The 19,826-nt window shown below is 34.9% G+C and carries 17 protein-coding genes; 13 read left to right on the forward strand and 4 right to left on the reverse strand.

The features are described 5' to 3' along the window. Window positions 1-7: 7 nt before the first annotated feature. Together ACR1PN_RS05385 and ACR1PN_RS05390 are read left to right on the forward strand one after the other, a co-directional pair. Window positions 8-673, forward strand: a complete 666-nt coding sequence (locus ACR1PN_RS05385; RefSeq protein WP_433979182.1) for an ankyrin repeat domain-containing protein — start codon at window positions 8-10, stop codon at window positions 671-673. A 73-nt stretch (window positions 674-746) separates the two neighbouring features. Next, window positions 747-1,592 carry a helix-turn-helix domain-containing protein gene (locus ACR1PN_RS05390; RefSeq protein WP_433979183.1) on the forward strand — a complete coding sequence of 282 codons (846 nt, stop codon included), beginning with the start codon at window positions 747-749 and terminating at the stop codon, window positions 1,590-1,592. A 69-nt stretch (window positions 1,593-1,661) separates the two neighbouring features. On the opposite strand, the gene ACR1PN_RS05395 is transcribed toward ACR1PN_RS05390, so the two are convergent. The 3 genes from ACR1PN_RS05395 to ACR1PN_RS05405 form a co-directional block, all read right to left on the reverse strand. Continuing rightward, window positions 1,662-2,831: a hypothetical protein gene (locus ACR1PN_RS05395; RefSeq protein ID WP_433979184.1), complete on the reverse strand. Its 1,170-nt coding sequence runs from the start codon at window positions 2,829-2,831 to the stop codon at window positions 1,662-1,664. A 200-nt stretch (window positions 2,832-3,031) separates the two neighbouring features. Beyond that, a complete protein-coding gene (locus ACR1PN_RS05400) occupies window positions 3,032-4,246 on the reverse strand; it encodes a hypothetical protein (protein ID WP_433979185.1) in 1,215 nt (404 codons plus the stop codon). Window positions 4,247-4,273: 27 nt separating this feature from the next. Continuing rightward, complete coding sequence (locus tag ACR1PN_RS05405) at window positions 4,274-6,904, reverse strand: TonB-dependent receptor plug domain-containing protein (RefSeq protein ID WP_433979186.1); 2,631 nt, start codon at window positions 6,902-6,904, stop codon at window positions 4,274-4,276. A 195-nt stretch (window positions 6,905-7,099) separates the two neighbouring features. Between ACR1PN_RS05405 and ACR1PN_RS05410 the strand changes: the two genes are divergently transcribed. From ACR1PN_RS05410 to ACR1PN_RS05460, 11 genes are all read left to right on the forward strand, one after another. After that, window positions 7,100-7,777 (forward strand): response regulator transcription factor, encoded by a 678-nt coding sequence (locus tag ACR1PN_RS05410; RefSeq protein WP_378175195.1) that lies wholly within the window; start codon window positions 7,100-7,102, stop codon window positions 7,775-7,777. Window positions 7,778-7,820: 43 nt separating this feature from the next. Continuing rightward, window positions 7,821-8,852, forward strand: a complete 1,032-nt coding sequence (locus ACR1PN_RS05415) for a sensor histidine kinase (RefSeq protein WP_433979187.1) — start codon at window positions 7,821-7,823, stop codon at window positions 8,850-8,852. 132 nt (window positions 8,853-8,984) lie between these two features. Continuing rightward, window positions 8,985-9,578: an IS1096 element passenger TnpR family protein gene (locus ACR1PN_RS05420; RefSeq protein ID WP_378175189.1), complete on the forward strand. Its 594-nt coding sequence runs from the start codon at window positions 8,985-8,987 to the stop codon at window positions 9,576-9,578. Between the two features lie 245 nt (window positions 9,579-9,823). Further along, window positions 9,824-11,092, forward strand: coding sequence for an alpha-amylase family glycosyl hydrolase (locus tag ACR1PN_RS05425; RefSeq protein WP_433979188.1), 1,269 nt, complete (start codon window positions 9,824-9,826; stop codon window positions 11,090-11,092). A gap of 126 nt (window positions 11,093-11,218) precedes the next feature. Next, window positions 11,219-11,659, forward strand: coding sequence for a hypothetical protein (locus ACR1PN_RS05430; protein ID WP_433979189.1), 441 nt, complete (start codon window positions 11,219-11,221; stop codon window positions 11,657-11,659). Between the two features lie 127 nt (window positions 11,660-11,786). Further along, complete coding sequence (locus ACR1PN_RS05435; protein WP_378175180.1) at window positions 11,787-12,536, forward strand: SDR family NAD(P)-dependent oxidoreductase; 750 nt, start codon at window positions 11,787-11,789, stop codon at window positions 12,534-12,536. Between the two features lie 132 nt (window positions 12,537-12,668). Beyond that, window positions 12,669-13,463 carry a thymidylate synthase gene (locus tag ACR1PN_RS05440; protein ID WP_248876342.1) on the forward strand — a complete coding sequence of 265 codons (795 nt, stop codon included), beginning with the start codon at window positions 12,669-12,671 and terminating at the stop codon, window positions 13,461-13,463. 66 nt (window positions 13,464-13,529) lie between these two features. Then, window positions 13,530-13,748, forward strand: a complete 219-nt coding sequence (locus ACR1PN_RS05445) for a hypothetical protein (protein WP_378175174.1) — start codon at window positions 13,530-13,532, stop codon at window positions 13,746-13,748. A gap of 69 nt (window positions 13,749-13,817) precedes the next feature. Then, on the forward strand, window positions 13,818-16,328 hold the full coding sequence (locus ACR1PN_RS05450; protein WP_433979190.1) for a M1 family metallopeptidase: 2,511 nt from the start codon (window positions 13,818-13,820) through the stop codon (window positions 16,326-16,328). Window positions 16,329-16,486: 158 nt separating this feature from the next. Further along, on the forward strand, window positions 16,487-17,317 hold the full coding sequence (locus ACR1PN_RS05455; RefSeq protein ID WP_433979191.1) for a T9SS type A sorting domain-containing protein: 831 nt from the start codon (window positions 16,487-16,489) through the stop codon (window positions 17,315-17,317). 140 nt (window positions 17,318-17,457) lie between these two features. After that, window positions 17,458-18,786: a hydroxymethylglutaryl-CoA synthase family protein gene (locus tag ACR1PN_RS05460; RefSeq protein WP_433979192.1), complete on the forward strand. Its 1,329-nt coding sequence runs from the start codon at window positions 17,458-17,460 to the stop codon at window positions 18,784-18,786. 41 nt (window positions 18,787-18,827) lie between these two features. Here the strand turns inward: ACR1PN_RS05460 and ACR1PN_RS05465 are convergent, their stop codons facing one another. Continuing rightward, window positions 18,828-19,751 carry an AraC family transcriptional regulator gene (locus tag ACR1PN_RS05465; protein ID WP_433979193.1) on the reverse strand — a complete coding sequence of 308 codons (924 nt, stop codon included), beginning with the start codon at window positions 19,749-19,751 and terminating at the stop codon, window positions 18,828-18,830. Window positions 19,752-19,826: the final 75 nt, after the last annotated feature.

Genomic DNA, 19,826 nt, shown 5'->3' on the forward strand with positions numbered 1-19,826 from the left:
TCAGGCGATGAAAGTTATATTTTTTCTTTTGTTTTTTATCAGTATAAATGCATGCGAAAAAAACTTCTCCCAGCCTGCAAAAGAAAATATGGTTATAAATAAAAATGTGATTGAGCTTTTAAAAAGCAATGATGCAGATGGTGTAAGACAGGCTTTGGAAAACGGAGTCGATGTGGATACGAGAGATTCGAGAGGCAGATCTTTGCTGCTTCTTGCAGCGGTAGGAAAAAAGATTAAAATAGCAAAAATTCTTGTCGAATATGGTGCAGATGTGAATTTGCAGGATCAGCAATTAGACAGTCCGTTTTTGTATGCCGGAGCAAACGGACAAACAGAATTGGTAAAATTATTTTTAAAAAACGGAGCGAGATTTGACATTTTCAACCGGTATAACGGAACGGCCTTGATTCCTGCCTGTGAGAGAGGTCATGTGGAAACTGTAAAAGTTTTGGCCAACATTCTGGAGTTTCCCATCAATCATGTAAACCGTTTGGGTTGGACTGCTCTGATGGAAGCAGTCATTCTTGGTGACGGAAGTTTTAAATATCAGCAAATTGTTCAGATCTTAAAAAACAGAAAAGCCCAAGATATTCCCGATAAAGACGGAATTACTGCTTTGGAACATGCGTACAGATTGGGATTCAGCGAGATCATTAAAATACTGGAATCTTAAATCTTGTAAAATAATAATCCCGAAAATGATTTCTTTGTTAAATTTTTTTAATTTTAGATGTAAATCATTCGGGATGAATCAACAGTCTGATTATTTTCCGGTTTTGGGAATTGATGATTTCCGCAAAGACCCTTCGCTGAACAGTAATCTTCTGTTCAATGAACTTTTTGGTGAACGTGCAATTGATCATCCGCACAAGCATGATTTTTTTATAATTAATATTTTTGACCGGGGGAAAGGCAGTCACACCATTGATTTTGTAGATTATGAAATAAAAAATAAGCAGATTCATCTGGTTTTCCCTGATCAGGTACATCAATGGAAAATTGAGCCGGGAACAATAGGATACCAGCTGATGATCAGCCGGAATTGGTTTGAAAGCCTTGTTCCGACTCTAAGATTTTCCCCGTCAATATATCAGAATCATCCGGTTATTGATCTTTCAAAAAATCATTTCACGATTATTTTATATGAATTTAAAGCAATTCAGGAAGCTTTAAAAGAAGAACGTGTTTTCTGGGAAATAATCCAGAAGCGAAGTGAAGTTATCGGGTTATTAATCAGTAAAGCAGTTGAGAGTATATTTAATAATGATGAACAGTTTCATTCCAATCCCGTGTTCTCAAAATTTTTAAATCTGATTGATGAATATTTTAAAGAAGAGCGTTCGGTTTCTTTTTATGCCGAAAAACTTAATATTTCTCCCAATTATTTAAATATTATCTGTAAAAAAAGTATTAATTCTTCTGCTTCATCATTAATTCAGGACAGAATATTGCTTGAAGCCAAGCGTCTTCTGAAAGTAAGTGAAATGTCGGTAAAAGATATTGTTTTTGATCTAGGATTTTACGATCAGGCAAGCTTTTCTAAATTTTTCAAGTCACAGACCGGAATGACACCGTCTCAGTTTAAGGGATAATATTCAAATAAAAAAATCCCCAGAAAATTTCCAAGGAATTAATTATAAAATTTCAATTTCAATTTATTTTTACAGTCCGGACCATCCGATTGCCCAGGTTGGGATGTTTTCTTTGTTTCCTGCTCCGGTTGCATCGGTTTTTTCGGTATAAGTGTTCGCTAAAATAGTTACGGCTGTACCTGCAGTAGAAGTTGCTGATGCTTTTGTCGTAACGTTTGCATTAAACAGAATGTCTTTTATTTTGCTCTGGCCATTGAAATATGTTACTGTTGCATCACTTTCCAGATTAAAACCAGTTTTCCAGTTAGAAATGACAACATTCTCAACGGTGGCTTGAGCTCCGGAAGATAATCTTACTGCATTGGTTTCGCCGTTATCGTTGCCTCCAATGATCGTAGCATTTTTAATGGTAGGATTTGATTGTGGGGAAGCGTCGGGATTTGTAGCGTTATTGATGCCTTTAATGCCATTATTTCCTGTTCCATCACTTTTTCTTTTGGTGAAAATGTTGGTTGCAGTTCCTACCCAACCATCTTTGAAACTTAATGCATTGTTTGTATTGCCTATGGAAACAATATTTGAAACAGCTGCTGTTCCTCCATAAATCTCAATTCCGTCATCTGCTGTATTAAGCAAAGCTACACTTTCTACTCTTGTGGCATTTCCTATACCGAAGAGTGAAAGGCCGTTGAATTTTTTACTCGTTCCGAAAGTAGCACCTGCGTATTCAATTTTCACATAATTCAAAACACCCGAATTATCGGCTACGTCTGTTCCTCCATAAGCAGCGTTGCCTATTTCTGACATTCCGGAAGCTCCTGTATTAATGGGTGCTTTACCACAAATGATTAATCCGCCCCAGTTTCCTGCGTCTGGAGTTGATGAAGTAAATAAAACTGGAGACCCTGCAGTTCCGTTGGCAAATATTTGTCCGCCTTGTTCCACAAGAATATAAGAATCGGCTCCTGCTGTGGCAATAATTCTTGTTCCTGCGGGAATCACCAGCTTTCCTCCGTTTTTAACTTTTACTGAACCATTCATCGTGTAAACTTTTGTAGCATCGAGTGTTACTACTTCACCATTGGTAACCTCTCCTTTAAAGTTATTCGGATCCTGAGCGATGCCTGTAGGAATGATGGAATTAATTGTTTCTTCATCTGTACCGCACGACTGAACACTGAATGATAAAGAACTTAGGATAAATGCGGCTATGATTAATTTGAAATAATTTTTCTTCATAATATTTTGAATTTCTTACTAATAAAAATTCTTCGCAGAATTCTCTTCTGTTTGAAAAGACCAAATTACCATTTTCTATTTACTTTCCCAACGGAAAAAGATGATGAATATTTTCAAATTGAATAAAAAGCAACTACGCCCGGAAAGAAACTTTCCGGGCGTAGTTTTCAATTTGATATGAAGAAACTAATTACTTGATACTATAAAGCAGAAAGAAGATTAACTCCGTCTACAGTTGCCCAAGCTCCTGCAGATAGAGAAACTTTAGTTACTGATGAAGAATTTGTGAAAGTTTTACCTCCGTTTGGTGTAAATGCATATCCCCAAACTAATGGATTGTCTGAATCCAAGTATGTCATTGGAGAAACTACAATTTTACCTGTATTTACTTGGCTAGTTTCAGTTGCAGCATCTTGAATAAGAACAGAATATGCTTTTTGTGCTCCGATATTTTTGTATCCGCTGATATAAACATTGCTAAAGATTCCAGAACCTTGCTTTTTGAATTGGATAGCCGTAATTTCCGGAGAGTTTGCAGCTTCAGGGTTTGTTCCAGCTGCTCTTATTAAAGTAATGTTGTTAATTTTCGGCGCAATGTTATCAGCATTACTAGAAGCTTCTATTTCCATTCCGAAATTTCCTGTTCCAACTTGATATGCAAACCAGTTTGAATTGTTTTGTCCGCTCCAAGCATCTTGCCAGTCGAAAGAATCATCGAAGTTTCCATAAGATACTAAATTCTTTGCACTTACCGTTCCACCGAACCATTCAAAACCGTCGTCAGTCCCCTTGTAGGCTACTAAGTTTTCTAAAACTGTTGCAGCTCCTACAGAATAAAAAGTAAATGTATTTGTTTCTGAAGTACCATCGCCAATCTTTTTCCCTGCATATTCTACTCTTACAAACTTCATAATTCCTGAATAATCATTTGCACTGTTACCACCGTATGACAAAGCATTTCCATCTTCAGAAACAGCTGTTGTATTTCCGTTTAAAGCCTTGATTGGTGCCTCACCGTAAAGAGTGATCCCACCCCAATCTCCAGGTGTTTTTGTAGATGTTGTAAACACGATTGGTTCACTTGCTGTACCTTGAGCATCTATTATACCGTCAGTTAATATTACTAGGGCACTTGTTTTAGTAGTTACTACATTAAAAACAGCACCAGCTTCAATTGTAATGGTTGCACCGTTGGTAACTTTTACAATTCCGTCTAAAGTGTAATTTCCTTTTTTAATAAGAAGATCTTTAGAAATAATTCCTTTTAATGTTCCGGTTCCGTTCAGTACGCTTTCTGATGTACCGGGAGTAACTGTTGAAGATTCTTCTATTCCGTCGTTTATTTCAACGGTACAAGAACTTACTGCAAATGCTGATACAATTGCTATAGCTAAGGGTAAAAAAGTCTTTTTCATTTTATTATTTACTTATTTATTATTTTGTTAAAAAGTATAACCTACAGTGAAGTTAAAAGTTGTTCCTCTGTAATAATTGGTGTATTGGAGGTTGTTATTGGTATTTACATTATAATAACTGTCTTTACCAAGTTCAATTTTATATTGATTATTCAAGATATTCTGAATACCAAACTTAATGTTCCAGTTTTTTGTTAATTGTTCCTGATAAACAAAATCAACTTGATTAAATGGTCTTTCGTAAAAATTATCTGCTCCGGAAGATCCTACTGCGAAAATTTTGGAACCCGAAACATTATAAACTACCGACAATGTTCTGTTAAAAGAATTCCTTTTTTTAATCTCGTATTTTAAATCTGCATTAATAGTATATGGTGCAGCTCCCTGTAAACCTCTTTTATTAAGCTGATCTTCGGTGAATCCGGCAGGCTGTTCAAGCTGAAGCTGTTCAGGGCTTCTTTCAACATTTGTGTACATGAACGTTGCATTCGCTCCGAAACTAAATTTACTTAAAGCTTCAGAAATCCTTGATAAACTGATTACTCCTTCCAGTTCTAAACCTAATAAGTCTGCTTTTTTGGCGTTGTAAAATGTAATTGCCACACCATTTGAGTTACCCGAAGTTCTAAATGATCTTTCAATAGGATTATCAATTCTTTTTGCAAACAAATTTACTGCAACAAGTTCTCTGTTGGTTGGGAAATATTCATATTTTAAATCAATATTATAATTTTCGCTATTCTCAATATTTGCGTTTCCAACGATAGTTTCGTTGTCGGGATTGATGTATTCAATCGGCATTGTTTCTATTAATACTGGTCTTGTAACGGTTTTGCTAACCGCAAACCTTAGGTTGCTTCTGTCGTTAAGAGCTTTTTTTACTGCCACTGACGGTAAAAAAAGATCCCTGTTTTTGTTAATGGTTTCTCTATCTTCGTCACCCTGTCTGTTATATCTGATTAAGCTTAAATCATTTTCATAACGAGCACCTATTAAGATATCCCAGGTATCGTTCGGTTTATAATTGAAATTTAAATAACCAGCGTTTACAAACTGATAAATAGATGTGAAAGGTAAGTATGCATCAGAACCTTCCTGAAAATAGAATAAATTGTTTTGCATATCACTGTCAAATCCAGCCTGCGGTTTATTTCTGTCGATAATAAATCCTTGGCCTGCTGTTCCATTTGGATAGGCGAAGATAAAACGGTAAGAAGTTTTTCTAAGATCTGCAAAACCATTATATCCTAAACTAATCTGAAAAGGATAATCTTTTTTGTCCCCCTTTTCTCCTAAAGATACCGTGTATTCACCAAATGCTGAACCATAGAATCTTGAATTTACATCAAGATATTGTCTGATGATATTGTTTCCACCATAAGTAATTAATAGCTGATCGTCACTAAGCATATTCCCTTGATTATCCTGTCGGGAGCCTTCCATAATTTTACGATCTGGTTGCTGGTAATTGTTCATCACATAACTCACACCTGCCTTTAAATTATGTCTGTCGTTAATTTTATGAGAAGCAGTAAGTTGTAAATCCAAAAATCTGGAAATATCAAGCTGATTTACTCTTAAGAATCCGATGTCCTCATTCTGAACCTGCTGATTTTTGTATCCGAAGAAATCTTCCACAATGTTATTGGCATTTTGGAGATAGATTGCATTCAGATTTATCTGGGTTTTTCTGCTTTTATATCCTAAACCTAATAGAGCAGAAGATTCGAGCTCATAATTGTAGGATTTTCTCTGAAGTTTATTGTTTAGTACAATTGTTTGTCCGCCATTGTCAAGGAATTGATTTTTCGCACCTTCTCTGAAAGAAAATTCCGAGCTTTGATTGAGCGAGAATAAAATCCCAAGGTTTCCGTTTTCTCCTGCTTTAATTTTCTGTGCAGTCGTAAACCCTATGCTGGTATTGGGCATTGATTTTATTGCGTCCACATTAAAATTGTCTTTAAAATAGCTTTGTGACTCGTCTGTGCTAAAACGATAATTTGAAGGTCTTATATTATCGAGATTTTCAGGAAAGCGTCTATCTCTACTATTGAGTCCAAAATATCCTTTCATACCGTCAGCGTTTTCAGACACAAAGAAATTGTTTCTGAAAGTGCTTAAAGTATTTACTCCGACACTGAATTCAATCTTAGAAAAAGCTCGATCCATTGTAAGGGTTTCAATATCAAAAGTAGCACCTGCAAAGTCTCCGTAAAGATTAGAGTTAAATGTTTTATAGATATTTAATTTTCCAACTACATCAGTTGGGAATTGCTTTAAAGCAATTATTTTTTGGAAAGGGTTGTTGGATGGTGATCCCAGTCCGTTTATTAATAAGTAGTTGTATCTCTCCTCTAAGCCCCTTACAAATAAACCTCTTCCTTCGACCGTTGTAATACCGGTTATTTTAGTAAGACCCTGTTCAACGTTAGAGATACCTTTTCTTGAAATTTCTTCAGCACCTATTGCCTGTTTTTGAATGACAGCTTTTTTTTGATCCAGTAATATTGCAGTTTCTGTTTTTTTATTTGTACTTCCTTGAATTACTACTCCTTCAATTTTCTTTTCATTCTTTACTGTATCTTGCTTAGTTTCCTGTGCATAGAATACAGATCCGGATAAAAACAAGACTGCAATGCTGAGTTTATAAATTTTCATTCTTTTACTTCCTTTAGTTTATATTCTTTCGGTGCAAAGGAAGAAAAGTTTGATGGTGTAAATGGTTTAGAGAATTTTAAATTTTCCTTAACTAAATATTACGAAAAGAATATTATTGTTAACTTTATGTGAACGATAACCCTTGTGTTAATCCATCATTCAAAAATTATTAACTTTGAACCGTAAAAATTGAAAATGAATCAAAAGAAAATTCTTCTTATAGACGATGAACTCGATATTTTAGAGATTCTGTCTTACAATCTGGAAAAAGAAGGTTACGACATTTACACTGCCACAAATGGTAATGAGGGGATCGATAAAGCTAAAGAAATTATTCCTGACCTGATCTTATTAGATGTTATGATGCCTGAAAAAGATGGTATCGAAACTTGTCAGGAGCTTCGCAAAATAAAAGAGCTGCAAAAAACGCTTATTGTCTTTCTTTCTGCAAGAAGTGAAGAGTTTTCTCAGTTGGCAGGTTTTCAGGCAGGCGCAAATGATTATGTTGTAAAACTGATTAAACCGAAAATTCTTATTTCTAAAGTTAATGCACTCCTTCAGTTAACTTCACAGGTTTCTGATAATGCTAAATTGATTGAAATTGGAGATCTGGTTATCGATAAAGATAATTTCAGGGTTTCAAAAAACGGACAACAGTTTTTATTACCTAAAAAAGAATTCGATCTGCTTTACCTTTTAGCTTCAAACACCGAAAAAGTTTTCAAAAGAGAAGAGATTCTTGAGAAAGTTTGGGGTAATGATGTCATTGTTGGTGAAAGAACAATCGATGTGCACATTCGAAGACTGAGGGAGAAGTTAGGAATCAATACCATTCAGACTTTAAAAGGAATTGGCTATAAACTAATCGTTTAATTCAAAATTCCTAACTTTACATCTAAACCAAAATTTTGTAAAATTGAAATTTTACAGGCTTACTTTCGTCTCATCATGTCTGCTTACTTTGGTAATGCTTATTTTAGTAATCGTTTTCGATTCGCTGAAAGATATGTACTACAATACTCCCCAATTCAAAATTGGCTTCGTTCTTTGTATTGTTTTAATGTTTATTATTAATTATATCGTTCTTGAGCTGCTTTTTAATTATTATGCAAAAAAACAGGTCAGAAAAATCTCTAAAATTCTTCCCGAAGAAATTGTTTACAGTGACCAGAATAATATTACGCTGAAAGAACTGGGTGAAAGGTTTTCAGATTTCAATCAGCAACAGGTAACGGAGATGGATATGATGAAAGAAATGGAAAGTTACCGTAAAGAATATATTGGCAACGTTTCTCATGAACTCAAAACGCCGCTCTTTTCTATTCAGGGTTATGTAGAAACTTTGGTAGATGGTGGAGTAGACAATATGATGATCCGAGATAAATATTTAGAGCGAATAGGAATTTCTGTAGAAAGGCTGATTGCCATTGTGAACGATCTCGATATGATCAACAGACTGGAAGCAGGAGAAATCAACCTTAATGTTTCTAAATTTGATGTAAATATTCTTATAAAAGAAGTTTTTGATCTTCTTGATCTTGAAGCCGAAAAGAATAATACAGTATTACAGCTTCAAACTTTACACAGCCAGATTTTTGTTGATGCAGACAAGCAAAAAATTTCCCAGGTTTTCATTAATCTGATTTCAAATGCGATTCATTATGCCAACAGACAAGAGGCGAGGGTTGTGGTAAAAACAAGTGTTCTAAGAAATAAAGTTCTCATTGAAGTGATTGATAACGGGATGGGAATTAAAGCCGAACTTTTACCAAGAATTTTCGAACGTTTTTATCGCGTGGAAACCAGCCGCAGCAGAAGACAGGGAGGTTCAGGTTTGGGTCTTGCTATTGTAAAGCATATTCTGGAGGCTCATAACGAAAATATTACCGCAGAAAGCGTCTATCTTGAAGGAACCAAATTCAGCTTTATGCTGGATAAAAGTAAATGATTTCGGTGAAATGTAAGAAAAAAAAAGTTTCTAAAAAATTACTAAATATTTTTTGTGAAATCTCATTTATTATATATTTGCAACAAGAATTTATCATAATAAATATAGGCAAAAAGTAATTGAAATACTGATATGGTTTATAAAATCCGTGTAATATTAGATACGAAAGAAGACATTTTCCGAGATGTGGAAATCAAAGGAAAACAAACGCTCTGGAACTTACATTTGGGAATTAAAAGCGCATTCAACCTTAGTGGAGATGAGCTGTCTACTTTTAATCTTCTGGAAGAAGATGGTACTGTTGTGAAAAGTGTACCTTTGGAAGATATGAGTGATGATGGTGATGGCGAAATCATGTCAGATGTTTACATCGATGAAGCTTTTGAATCCAAAGGAGATAAAGCGCAGTTTCAATATGGTCTTTTAGATCTTTGGGAGTTTTTCTGCGAGTTGATAGAGGTAATTGAAGAAACAAAGGGCGTAAATTATCCGATTACCACATACAGATTTGGTAATGCACCATTGAAAGCACCGATCCGAAGCAGTACATCAGGTTCTAAAAACAAAAAATCGGCAATGCCGTTGATGGATGATGATTTTAGCTTTGATGACGATTTCGGCGGAAACAACAATTTCGCAGATGAAGACGACGATTTTGATGATGAAGAGGAGGAAGACTACAATGACGATGTTTTCGATGATGAAGACGATGACAACGAAAGATAAAATTAAATATAACCCTGAACTAAGATTCAGGGTTTTTTGTTTCAATAAAAATTAAAACTCAATTTCTTATTTTTGTAGAAAAATAATCTTTTGCAGATTTTACGGATTAAATTGATTTTTTATCTCACAATTTGCTAAATCTGCACAATCAGTGAGAACTTACAATTAAATGGTAATGCAGTTTTTTGCTAAACCTTGATTTACGGAACACGACATGTTTCTTCTATTTTAAAATGAAAATGAATATGGATTTACCACAGGAATGGAAACACACCACAAATATTTACGAAGTTAATGTAAGGCAATATACCAAAGAAGGAACCTTCAAAGCATTTGAAAAAGAAATGCCCCGTCTGAAAAATATGGGTGTGAAAACTTTGTGGTTTATGCCGGTTACGCCGATTGCTCAGCAGAATAAAAAAGGAAGTCTCGGAAGTCCTTATGCAGCGTCAGATTACACGTCAATCAATCCTGAATTTGGGACGATGGATGATTTCAAACACATGGTGAATGAAGCACATCGTTTAGGTTTTAAAGTAATTATCGACTGGGTTGCCAATCATACAGGTTGGGATCATATCTGGACGAAAACCAATCCCGAATTTTATTTAAAAGAAAACGGTACTTTCAAAATGGCTTCGGGGATGGACGATATTATTGAACTTGATTATCAGAATAAAGAAATGCGCCAAAAGATGATCGAAGCGATGAAATTCTGGGTTAAAGAAACAGGCGTTGATGGTTTCAGATGTGATCTCGCTTCTTGGGTTACCGTAAATTTTTGGGAGGAAGCGAGACCTGAACTTGAAAAAATAAAACCTTTATTCTTTATTGGTGAATTTGATGAGCTTGAAAATCCGGAACACGGTAAAATTTTTGACGCAAGTTATTCCTGGAAATGGATGCATAAGTCTGCTGATTTCTATAAAAATAATGAGTCAATCAGTGAGCTTATAGACTTGCTCAGAAAATATTCTCAAATAGGAGACTCATCAATGAGGGCTTGGTTTACAACAAATCATGATGAAAATTCATGGAACGGAACCGAGTTTGAAAAATATGGTGACATTACAAAACCAATGGCTGTATTTTCTGCAACCTGGAACGGAGTTCCTTTGTTGTATTCTGGTCAGGAACTTCCCAATCTAAAAAGACTTGAGTTTTTCGAAAAAGATCCTATTGAGTGGACTAACAACTGTACGATGGCAGATTTTTACAAAACCTTGTTGAATCTGAAATCTTCCAATCCAGCTTTAAGAGGAGGTGATCAGAATGTGGTGACTTATTTATTAAACACAACAGCTAATGATAAAATCTTCGCATACGTCAGAAAAAATAAATGGAACGAGGTGTTGGTAATCCTTAATTTTTCTAAGGAAAAAGTTGAATTTTCTATTGAAGATGAAAATGTTTCCGGAGTTTTCAAGAATGTTTTTGACAGCACAAAAAGAGATTTCAATAACGGAAAAGATTTTATTTTTAAAGTTTCCGATTTTGCTGTTTTTGAAAAATAAATCAAATAAAGTTATGTGAAAATTTTTTTTAACATTAATCAAATTACATAGCTTTAAAATTATCAATAAGAGCGGGCTTTAGCCCGCTTTCCAATTACAAAATAAAGGCTTTAGCCAAAATAAAATATGAACAAATCTTCACTCATTGATAGTATTAAATCAAAACTCTCCGAAAAAATCCGCAATTTCGAAAAGCTGATTGCAGAAACCCGAGAATCTAACAACGACACTAAAAGTTCGATGGGCGACAAGTACGAAACGGGAAGAGAAATGCTTCAGCAGGAAATCAATAATCTACAGGTTCAACTGAATGAAGTATTGAGACAACAGGATTTTCTAAAAACAATTCTTATAAAACCTTCTGATAAAGCTGAAAAAGGAGCGATTGTTAAAACGGAAAAAGGTTTATTTTTTATCTCCATTTCTTTAGGAGAAATCACTTTTGAAAATCAAAAAATCATTTGTATTTCTCCCGAATCTCCTCTGGCAAAAGCAATGAATGGGAAAATTAGTGAGGAAAGTTTTTCTGTAAACAGTATTACTCAGAAAATTATTTCGATCGAATAATCTGAACAAAATTAAATGTAAAATATTATTGCTTCAAAAAGAAACATTTATGAAATAATTAACGATTCAGGGATTTCGTTTGCATCATTTTTGTAAATTAATATCAATAATTAACAGTACATTTATTATGAAAATTCTAGACAATAAAGTAGCTTTGGTTACAGGTGCAGGTTCAGGAATTGGACTGGCAATCGCAAAATTATACGCTAAAGAAGGCGCAAAAGTTATCGTTTCCGACATCAATGAAGAACACGGAAAATCTGCAGTAGAAGAAATAAAATCAGAAGGCGGAGAAGCGACGTTTGTAAAAGCAGATACTTCGAATCCTGAACAAGTTGAAGCACTTGTCAATGCGACTGTAAAAGCTTACGGAAGATTAGATATTGCCTGCAACAATGCAGGAATTGGTGGCGAACAAAAATTAACCGGCGATTACAGCATCGACAGTTGGAAAAAAGTTCTTGATGTGAATCTTGACGGCGTTTTTTATGGCTGTAAATATGAATTAACCCAAATGGAGAAAAACGGCGGCGGCGTTATCGTCAATATCGCATCCATCCACGGAACAGTTGCTGCACCACTTTCTTCGGCTTACACAACTTCAAAACACGCAGTTGTTGGTTTAACCAAAAACATTGGAGCGGAATACGGACAGAAAAATATCCGTTGTAATGCAGTCGGTCCAGCTTATATCGAAACACCACTTTTGGAAAGTGCAAGCGGAGATATGAAAGAAGCTTTGATTTCTAAGCATCCGATGGGAAGATTGGGAAGACCGGAAGAAGTTGCAGAATTGGTTCTTTTCCTAAGTTCTGATAAATCGTCTTTTATGACTGGTGGTTATTATCTTGTTGACGGCGGTTATACAGCGATTTAACATTTAGAAATACATATTTTAGGAAGCATTTACTTTTTGTGGATGCTTTTTTCTATCACTAATATTTGTCTTTTTGACTCATTTTTAAATTTAAAATTCTTTATTTTGTAATCCTAATTATTAGCTTTCAAAATGCAAAACTACCTTGATTTACTTCAGCATATTTTAGATAACGGAACCGATAAAACCGACAGAACAGGAACAGGAACACGCAGTGTTTTTGGCTACCAGTTGCGTTACGATTTGTCGAAAGGATTTCCCTTGGTAACGACGAAAAAGGTTCATTTGAAATCTATTATTTATGAATTGCTATGGTTCATCAAAGGTGATACGAATATCAAATATCTGAAAGACAACGGCGTTTCTATTTGGGACGAATGGGCAGATGAAAACGGAGATTTAGGTCCTGTTTACGGAGCACAGTGGAGAAGTTGGAGCGGAGCCGACGGAAAAGTGGTTGACCAGTTTTCTGAAGTGATTGAACAAATCAAAAAAAATCCGGATTCCCGCAGATTAATTGTTTCTGCCTGGAATGCTGCTGAAATCCCGAATATGGCTTTAGCACCTTGTCACGCTTTATTTCAGTTTTATGTTGCTGATGGAAAATTATCGCTTCAATTGTACCAAAGAAGTGCGGATGTTTTCCTTGGAGTTCCTTTCAATATTGCGAGTTATGCTCTTTTGTTGATGATGGTGGCGCAGGTGACAGGACTTGAAGTTGGTGATTATGTTCATACTTTTGGAGATGTTCATATTTACAATAATCACTTTGAGCAGGTTCAGAAACAGCTCTCGAGAGAAACCAGACCCTTACCAACAATGAAACTGAACCCAGAAATCAAAAATATTTTTGATTTTGATTTTGAAGATTTCACGTTGGAAAATTATGACCCGCATCCGGGGATTAAGGCGCCGGTGGCGATATAACATAAAATATAAAGTGAAGTCAATGAACTTCACTTTTTTGTAACTTTCAGCGCAAATTCTACTATTATGAAATCACTTAAAATCAATATCGAAGAAAATACAGACGTCGAAAAATTAAAAGAACTTTTGCTTCAGGTGAAAGGAATTAATAACATTGAAATTATTGATGATGAAAACCCTGAAAGCGAACTGAAAAAAGCGTTTGCCAAAACGAAAGAACAGCTGAAGAAAGGTGATTATGAAACATTAGTGAATGATATATTTGACATTTTAATCAAAAAATAATCAAAAAAACAAAAATAATCCTCAGAAATTATATGGATTAGTTTCTGCAGAATATGTAAATAATATATAATGAGAAAGGCGATTTTATCAATTGCAATACTGGGAATCTTACTCTCCGCTAATGTATTCGCACAAACTGAGACTTCCGGAAGAAACGAAGTTTACAGAGCTACCCATACCAAACTTACTGAACTAAAACATACCAAACTAAAAGTCAGTTTCGATTATCAGAAAGAGCAGATGAACGGTGAAGAGTGGTTAACCGCTTCACCTTACTTTTATGCGACAAACGAATTGATACTGGATGCAAAAGGAATGTTGATTCATGAAGTTGCTTTGGATCAAAATGGTAAAAAATCGCCGTTGAAATATGATTACAAAAATGATGTTCTAAAAATTACTTTAGATAAAACGTATGCTAAAAATCATGATTACACGATTTACATTAAATACACGGCTCGCCCGAATGAAGTGAAACAGCAGGGAAGTGCAGCAATTAATGATGCCAAAGGTCTTTACTTTATCAATGCACAAGGTCAGGATCCGGGTAAACCGACTCAAATCTGGACTCAGGGTGAAACAGAATCTTCCTCCGCATGGTTTCCCACTATTGATAAACCTAATCAGAAAACAACACAGGAAATCTACATGACGGTTCCTGATAAATATGTTACCCTTTCAAATGGAATTTTAAAAGAATCAAAAAAAGAATCTAATGGAGAAAGAACCGATCATTGGGTGATGGATAAAAGGCATTCAACCTATCTTTTCTTCATGGGAGTTGGTGACTACGCAGTGGTAAAAGATAAATGGAAAAATGTTCCTGTAGATTATTATATCGAAAAAGAATACGAACCCTACGCAAAGCAGATCTACGGAAATACTCCCGAAATGATCGATTTCTTTTCTAAAAAGTTAGGTTACGATTATCCGTGGCCGAAATATGCGCAGATTTCAGGAAGAGATTATGTTTCCGGCGCAATGGAAAATACAACGGCAACGCTTCATGGAAGTGATATTTTACAAAAGCCAGGACAGCTGATTGATGAGAATAAGTGGGAAGATACCATTGCTCACGAATTATTTCATCATTGGTTTGGTGATCTGGTTACCGCAGAAAGCTGGAGTAATTTAACAGTTAATGAATCTTTTGCTAATTACTCGGAATACTTGTGGAATGAATACAAATACGGAAAAGATCAGGCAGATTATCACCAGATGGAAGATGTTGACCGGTATATTCATAATCCGGCTGACTTCAAAAAAGATCTGGTAAGGTTTGATTATGGTTCCCGTGAAGATGTTTTCGATTTGGTAACGTACCAGAAAGGTGGCGGAATTCTTCATATGCTGAGAAATTATCTTGGTGATGATGCTTTTTTTGCAGGAATGAATGATTATCTTAAAACGAACGAATACAAAAATGCCGAAGCGCACCAGCTAAGACTCTCATTCGAAAAAGTTTCGGGAAAAGATTTAAACTGGTTCTTTAATCAGTGGTTTTTCGGAAGCGGAAACCCGAAATTAGGCTACACAACCTCTTACGAACCTGTTAAAAAACAGGTTACGGTTACTTTAACCCAATCTCAGGAGCAGCCGTTCGAGTTTCCTCTTGCAATCGATGTGTATGATAACGGTAAGCCTAAGAGATATAATGTTTGGGCAAATGCAAAGGCAAAAAACACATTTACATTTGATTCATCTAAAAATCCGGATTTAATTAATATTAATGCAGACGGAGTGCTACTTGCAGATATTACCGATTCAAAAACTCCGGAGCAGAACCTTCTTCAGTTTACCAATTCAAAAGAGTTTAAAAGTAAATATAATGCTTTAAACGGTATCAAAGATCAGGTTGGGAAAAATCCAGCCGCTACAAAACTTCTGGCGGCAGCATTGAAAGACCCTTTCTTCAGGATAAGAATCAAAGCTTTGGAATTAATGGATTTAAGTATTCCCGAACAAATGAAAGCTTTAGGAGCAGATGTTGAAAAATTAGCTTCAAATGATCCTAAAACTCTGGTTCAGGGAGTGGCAATTGCTGCTTTGGCAAAAACAAAAGATAAAAAATACGTTCCGATTTTTGAAAAAGGAGTAAATGCAGTTTCAAATTCGGTAAAAACAAATTCATTAGCCGCAATTATTACAGTTGATCCTTCAAAAGCAAATACATTGGCAGATAAAATCGATTTGGAGGGTGCTTCTGAAGACTTATTGAATCAATTGCTGCCGGTTGTTGTCAAAAATAAAGTGACTTCTCAGATGGCTAATATTACTCCGGTCGTAGCATTTTATCCATTTATAAAATTTCAGGATCCTGAGTTGGGTAAAGTTGCAGAAGAAGGATATAACTGGATTATGTCTTCCGACAATTTAGAGGCGACAGAAAATATCACTAAAATTTTAGGCCAGGCTAAAGGTCAAATGGGAGATAATCCTCAGGTAAAAATGATGATAAGCCAGATGTTGAAAGATGGTCTCAATAAAAAAATGGAACTCCTTAAACAAAATCCACAAAAAGCTTCTAATATCAATCCTCAGATTGATGTAATCAATAAAGCTATTGAGAATTTCAAATAAAATTCTCCAAAATATAGAAAGCCATTGTATAAACAATGGTTTTTTTATTGATTTTTAAAATATTGTATTTAATGTTTTGAAAATTTTATTATTTATTTGGTAATTATTGAAATATTTTTTTATAAATTTGACATCAAATCACTTAAAAATATATAATTATGAAAATAAAATTATTTTCTGCTTTAATGTTGAAAAGGGTAGCTCTCGCCATCTCGATTGTAGGAGGAAGCCTTATTAACGCACAGATTACAACATTTCCCTGGACTGAAACCTTTGAGGACAATTCTCCAACAAGAGGAGACTGGACTCAGATTTATGAAGTAAATAATATGGCCTGGACATTTGCAAGTGCTGCAAGTACAGGAAGTTCTAATATTACGGCTTATGAGGGAACGAAATTTGCAAATTACCCTGGAGATTCACATGACTTTGATAAAACAAAATTGGTAAGTCCTCCTCTTAATTTGTCTGCTGTATCTAATCCTACAGTAAGTTTTTATTATATAAATCCATTTTGGGATCCCGACCAAAACTGGCTGAGAGTATTTTACAGAACTTCGGCAACTTCGCCTTGGGTACAGATTGTGGAGTTTCATTCTGATATTACAACATGGACTTCATCCGGCAATATAGGATTACCACCGACAACTTATCAGATAGCTATTGAATGTGAAACAGATTATGGATATTCTACTTTGGTAGATGCAGTAGTAGTTTCTGGTAGTAACTTAAGTGTGAAAGACATTAAAAAGCCAACACAATCAGCAATCAGTTATTATCCTAATCCAGTTAAGGATGTTCTAAATTATAAGAGCAATGAAAAGGTAGACGAAATTTCTATCTACAATATTTCGGGACAGAAAGTGGGTCAGTACAAAGCTGGTGTAAATGAAGGCAGAATCAATGTTTCTTCTTTAGCAAGCGGAACATATATCGTCAGCGGAAAAACTGCTCTTGGTACGGAATCATTTAAAATGATAAAAAAGTAAGAAAGTAAATTTAATGAAATCAGATATTCATTTAAAAGCATTTCAGTTGAGATGCTTTTTTATTTAATTGCTAAAAATTAATATAATTTTACTGTATTTTTTATATTATCTTTTATAAATTCGTTTAAAAATTAACAATTATGACTTTTGGAATTGAGGCAGCAAGCTATTATGTGCCTTCTTTATATTTGGAAATTAAGGACTTAGCAGAAAAAAGGGGAATTGAACCTGCAAAACTGGAAAAAGGATTAGGATTGCATAAAATGGGTTTTCCTGATGTTCATGAAGATGCAGCAACTTTTGCAGCCGAAGCTTTGCTGAAACTGATTAAAGATTACAATATCAATCCAAAAGAAATATCACGAATTTATCTGGGAACAGAAAGTGCTCTGGATGCGGCAAAACCAACAGCTTCTTACGCCATGCAGATGGTTGAAAAAGTTTTAGAAGGAGAATTTGGAGAAAGATGTTTCAAAAACTGTGATGTGGTAGATATGACTTTTGCTTGTATCGGAGCAGTAGACGCGCTTCACAATTCTTTAGATTTCGTAAGAGCAAATCCTGACAAAAAAGCGGTGGTCATTGCGAGTGATTATGCAAAATATGAGCTGGCTTCTTCCGGTGAATATACGCAGGGAGGAGGTGCTGTTGCTGTTTTAGTTTCTTCCAAGCCTGAGTTAATAGAAATTGAAAACAATTGGGGGGTAGCTACAGAATCTGTTTTCGATTTTTTCAAGCCGAGACGCCATTTTACAAAAGAAGATTTAACAAATGCTCCCGAAAATTTCCCTGAGAAAATTGAAGTTTTTACGGATGAACCTGTTTTTGACGGACAATATTCCAACCAATGTTATCAGGACAGAATCAGAGAAGCTTATAATCATTATAAAGAGATTACCGGAAAAAATAAACCTTATGAGACCTGGAAATATCTTATTTTCCATCTTCCTTATGCTTTTCACGGAAAAAGAGTTTTCACTGAAATTTACAGTTTAGAAAACGGATTGTCTTATGAAACTCCTGATGAGCAAAAATCGGTTGCAAAATCTGAGGAATATATTCAGTTTATCAATGATAAAATTGAGAAATCCCAAAGAGCTTCTTCAGAAATTGGAAATATGTATACAGCCTCTATTTTTATGGCTTTACTTTCCGCATTGCAGACTTCTTTCAACGAAAATGAAGAATTAGCTGGGCGGGAAATCGGATTTTTAGGCTATGGAAGCGGTTCCAAGTCTAAAGTCTTTGCCGGAAAAGTTTCTGAAAACTGGAAAAATGTGGTGGCAAAATGGGATTTATTTGAAGGATTAGAAAACAGAAAAGCAATCGATTTTGAAACATATGAAAAACTTCACAGAAAGCAGTTAGAAAACTCGGTCAATGAAAATTATAAAGGTTTCGGATTACAATCTGTAGAATTGGAAAGCCCTGTTTTGAAAGGAGCAAGATATTATGATTATCAAGGATAATTAAAATTATAAAAGGCCTCAATGTCAATTTGAGGTCTTTTTTATTCTAAAAATAAAACCTTATCCTGGTAGTTTTTTGGGGTAACTCCCACCAGTTGCTTAAATACCCTTGTAAAATAATTGGTATCCGAAAAACCGGTCTGGTAAGCCGTTTCTTTAATACTGTTCTGACTCGCCAACAATTCTTTTGCTTTATTAATTCTTTCCTGTAAAATAAAATCATTCGGAGAAGTTCCCAGCTCATCTTTAAACATTTTAAAGAAATTTGATTTGCTTACATAGGCCAGTTTGGCAATACTCTCAATCGATAATTTCTGGTGAAGATTTTTTCTGATATAATCTACAGCAAAGCCGATTCTGGATTTATTCTTTACAATATTCTTTTCCACCATGCTTCTCGCCTGAGTCTGCATCAGACGGATTAAAAGCTCTTTTAAGGCAAAATCGGCCATAATATCTTTTTGGGAATTATCATCCATCGCAATTCTCATGATATTATTGGTAGCCGAAGCCAAAGACTGATTGTTAAACAAAAAATATTCATCCAGCTCAATATTCCACCGGGAAGTTTCATCTACTTTAGGAAGATGATAGTTTAAATGATTCAGAGAATTTTCAATAAATTCAGGATTCAGGCTCAAAGAAATGCATTGTGATGGCGTTTCATCTGCTTCAGGAAAATCAATTACCATTGTCTCTCCCGGTGAAACAAGCACACTTTCTCCCGGATAATAGTCAAAGTAATTCGTTTTATTATCCAGTTTCATATGTTTTTTTCCACGGAGCATTGCGGTGAATGCAATCGTTTCAAAATGCAGTTTTACGTCAAATGCAGCCCTATGGGTTTCATAAATGCTGAATTCACAATTGTTTAGATTGAATTTTGTCTGATTTTCAACCAGGTGTAACAGCTGGCTTTCCCTTTTTAATTCGGGAGTTTCTAATAAAATCTTGTTATTGTTCATTTCTAAACATTTTTTATAACCTGTTTACTCAAATATAGAAAATAATCAACTTAAATAAATGTTAATGAAATAATA

This window comes from Chryseobacterium sp. RLHN22 (assembly GCF_051011795.1).
Taxonomy (GTDB): domain Bacteria; phylum Bacteroidota; class Bacteroidia; order Flavobacteriales; family Weeksellaceae; genus Chryseobacterium; species Chryseobacterium zhengzhouense.

Coding starts and splice junctions, on each gene's coding strand:
- ACR1PN_RS05440 (WP_248876342.1), top strand. CDS start 12,669: ATGCAAAACTACCTTGATTTACTTCAGCATATTTTAGATAACGGAACC.
- ACR1PN_RS05450 (WP_433979190.1), top strand. CDS start 13,818: ATGAGAAAGGCGATTTTATCAATTGCAATACTGGGAATCTTACTCTCC.
- ACR1PN_RS05385 (WP_433979182.1), top strand. CDS start 8: ATGAAAGTTATATTTTTTCTTTTGTTTTTTATCAGTATAAATGCATGC.
- ACR1PN_RS05430 (WP_433979189.1), top strand. CDS start 11,219: ATGAACAAATCTTCACTCATTGATAGTATTAAATCAAAACTCTCCGAA.
- ACR1PN_RS05425 (WP_433979188.1), top strand. CDS start 9,824: ATGGATTTACCACAGGAATGGAAACACACCACAAATATTTACGAAGTT.
- ACR1PN_RS05435 (WP_378175180.1), top strand. CDS start 11,787: ATGAAAATTCTAGACAATAAAGTAGCTTTGGTTACAGGTGCAGGTTCA.
- ACR1PN_RS05455 (WP_433979191.1), top strand. CDS start 16,487: ATGAAAATAAAATTATTTTCTGCTTTAATGTTGAAAAGGGTAGCTCTC.
- ACR1PN_RS05390 (WP_433979183.1), top strand. CDS start 747: ATGAATCAACAGTCTGATTATTTTCCGGTTTTGGGAATTGATGATTTC.
- ACR1PN_RS05395 (WP_433979184.1), bottom strand. CDS start 2,831: ATGAAGAAAAATTATTTCAAATTAATCATAGCCGCATTTATCCTAAGT.
- ACR1PN_RS05410 (WP_378175195.1), top strand. CDS start 7,100: ATGAATCAAAAGAAAATTCTTCTTATAGACGATGAACTCGATATTTTA.
- ACR1PN_RS05445 (WP_378175174.1), top strand. CDS start 13,530: ATGAAATCACTTAAAATCAATATCGAAGAAAATACAGACGTCGAAAAA.
- ACR1PN_RS05460 (WP_433979192.1), top strand. CDS start 17,458: ATGACTTTTGGAATTGAGGCAGCAAGCTATTATGTGCCTTCTTTATAT.
- ACR1PN_RS05465 (WP_433979193.1), bottom strand. CDS start 19,751: ATGAACAATAACAAGATTTTATTAGAAACTCCCGAATTAAAAAGGGAA.
- ACR1PN_RS05405 (WP_433979186.1), bottom strand. CDS start 6,904: ATGAAAATTTATAAACTCAGCATTGCAGTCTTGTTTTTATCCGGATCT.
- ACR1PN_RS05400 (WP_433979185.1), bottom strand. CDS start 4,246: ATGAAAAAGACTTTTTTACCCTTAGCTATAGCAATTGTATCAGCATTT.
- ACR1PN_RS05420 (WP_378175189.1), top strand. CDS start 8,985: ATGGTTTATAAAATCCGTGTAATATTAGATACGAAAGAAGACATTTTC.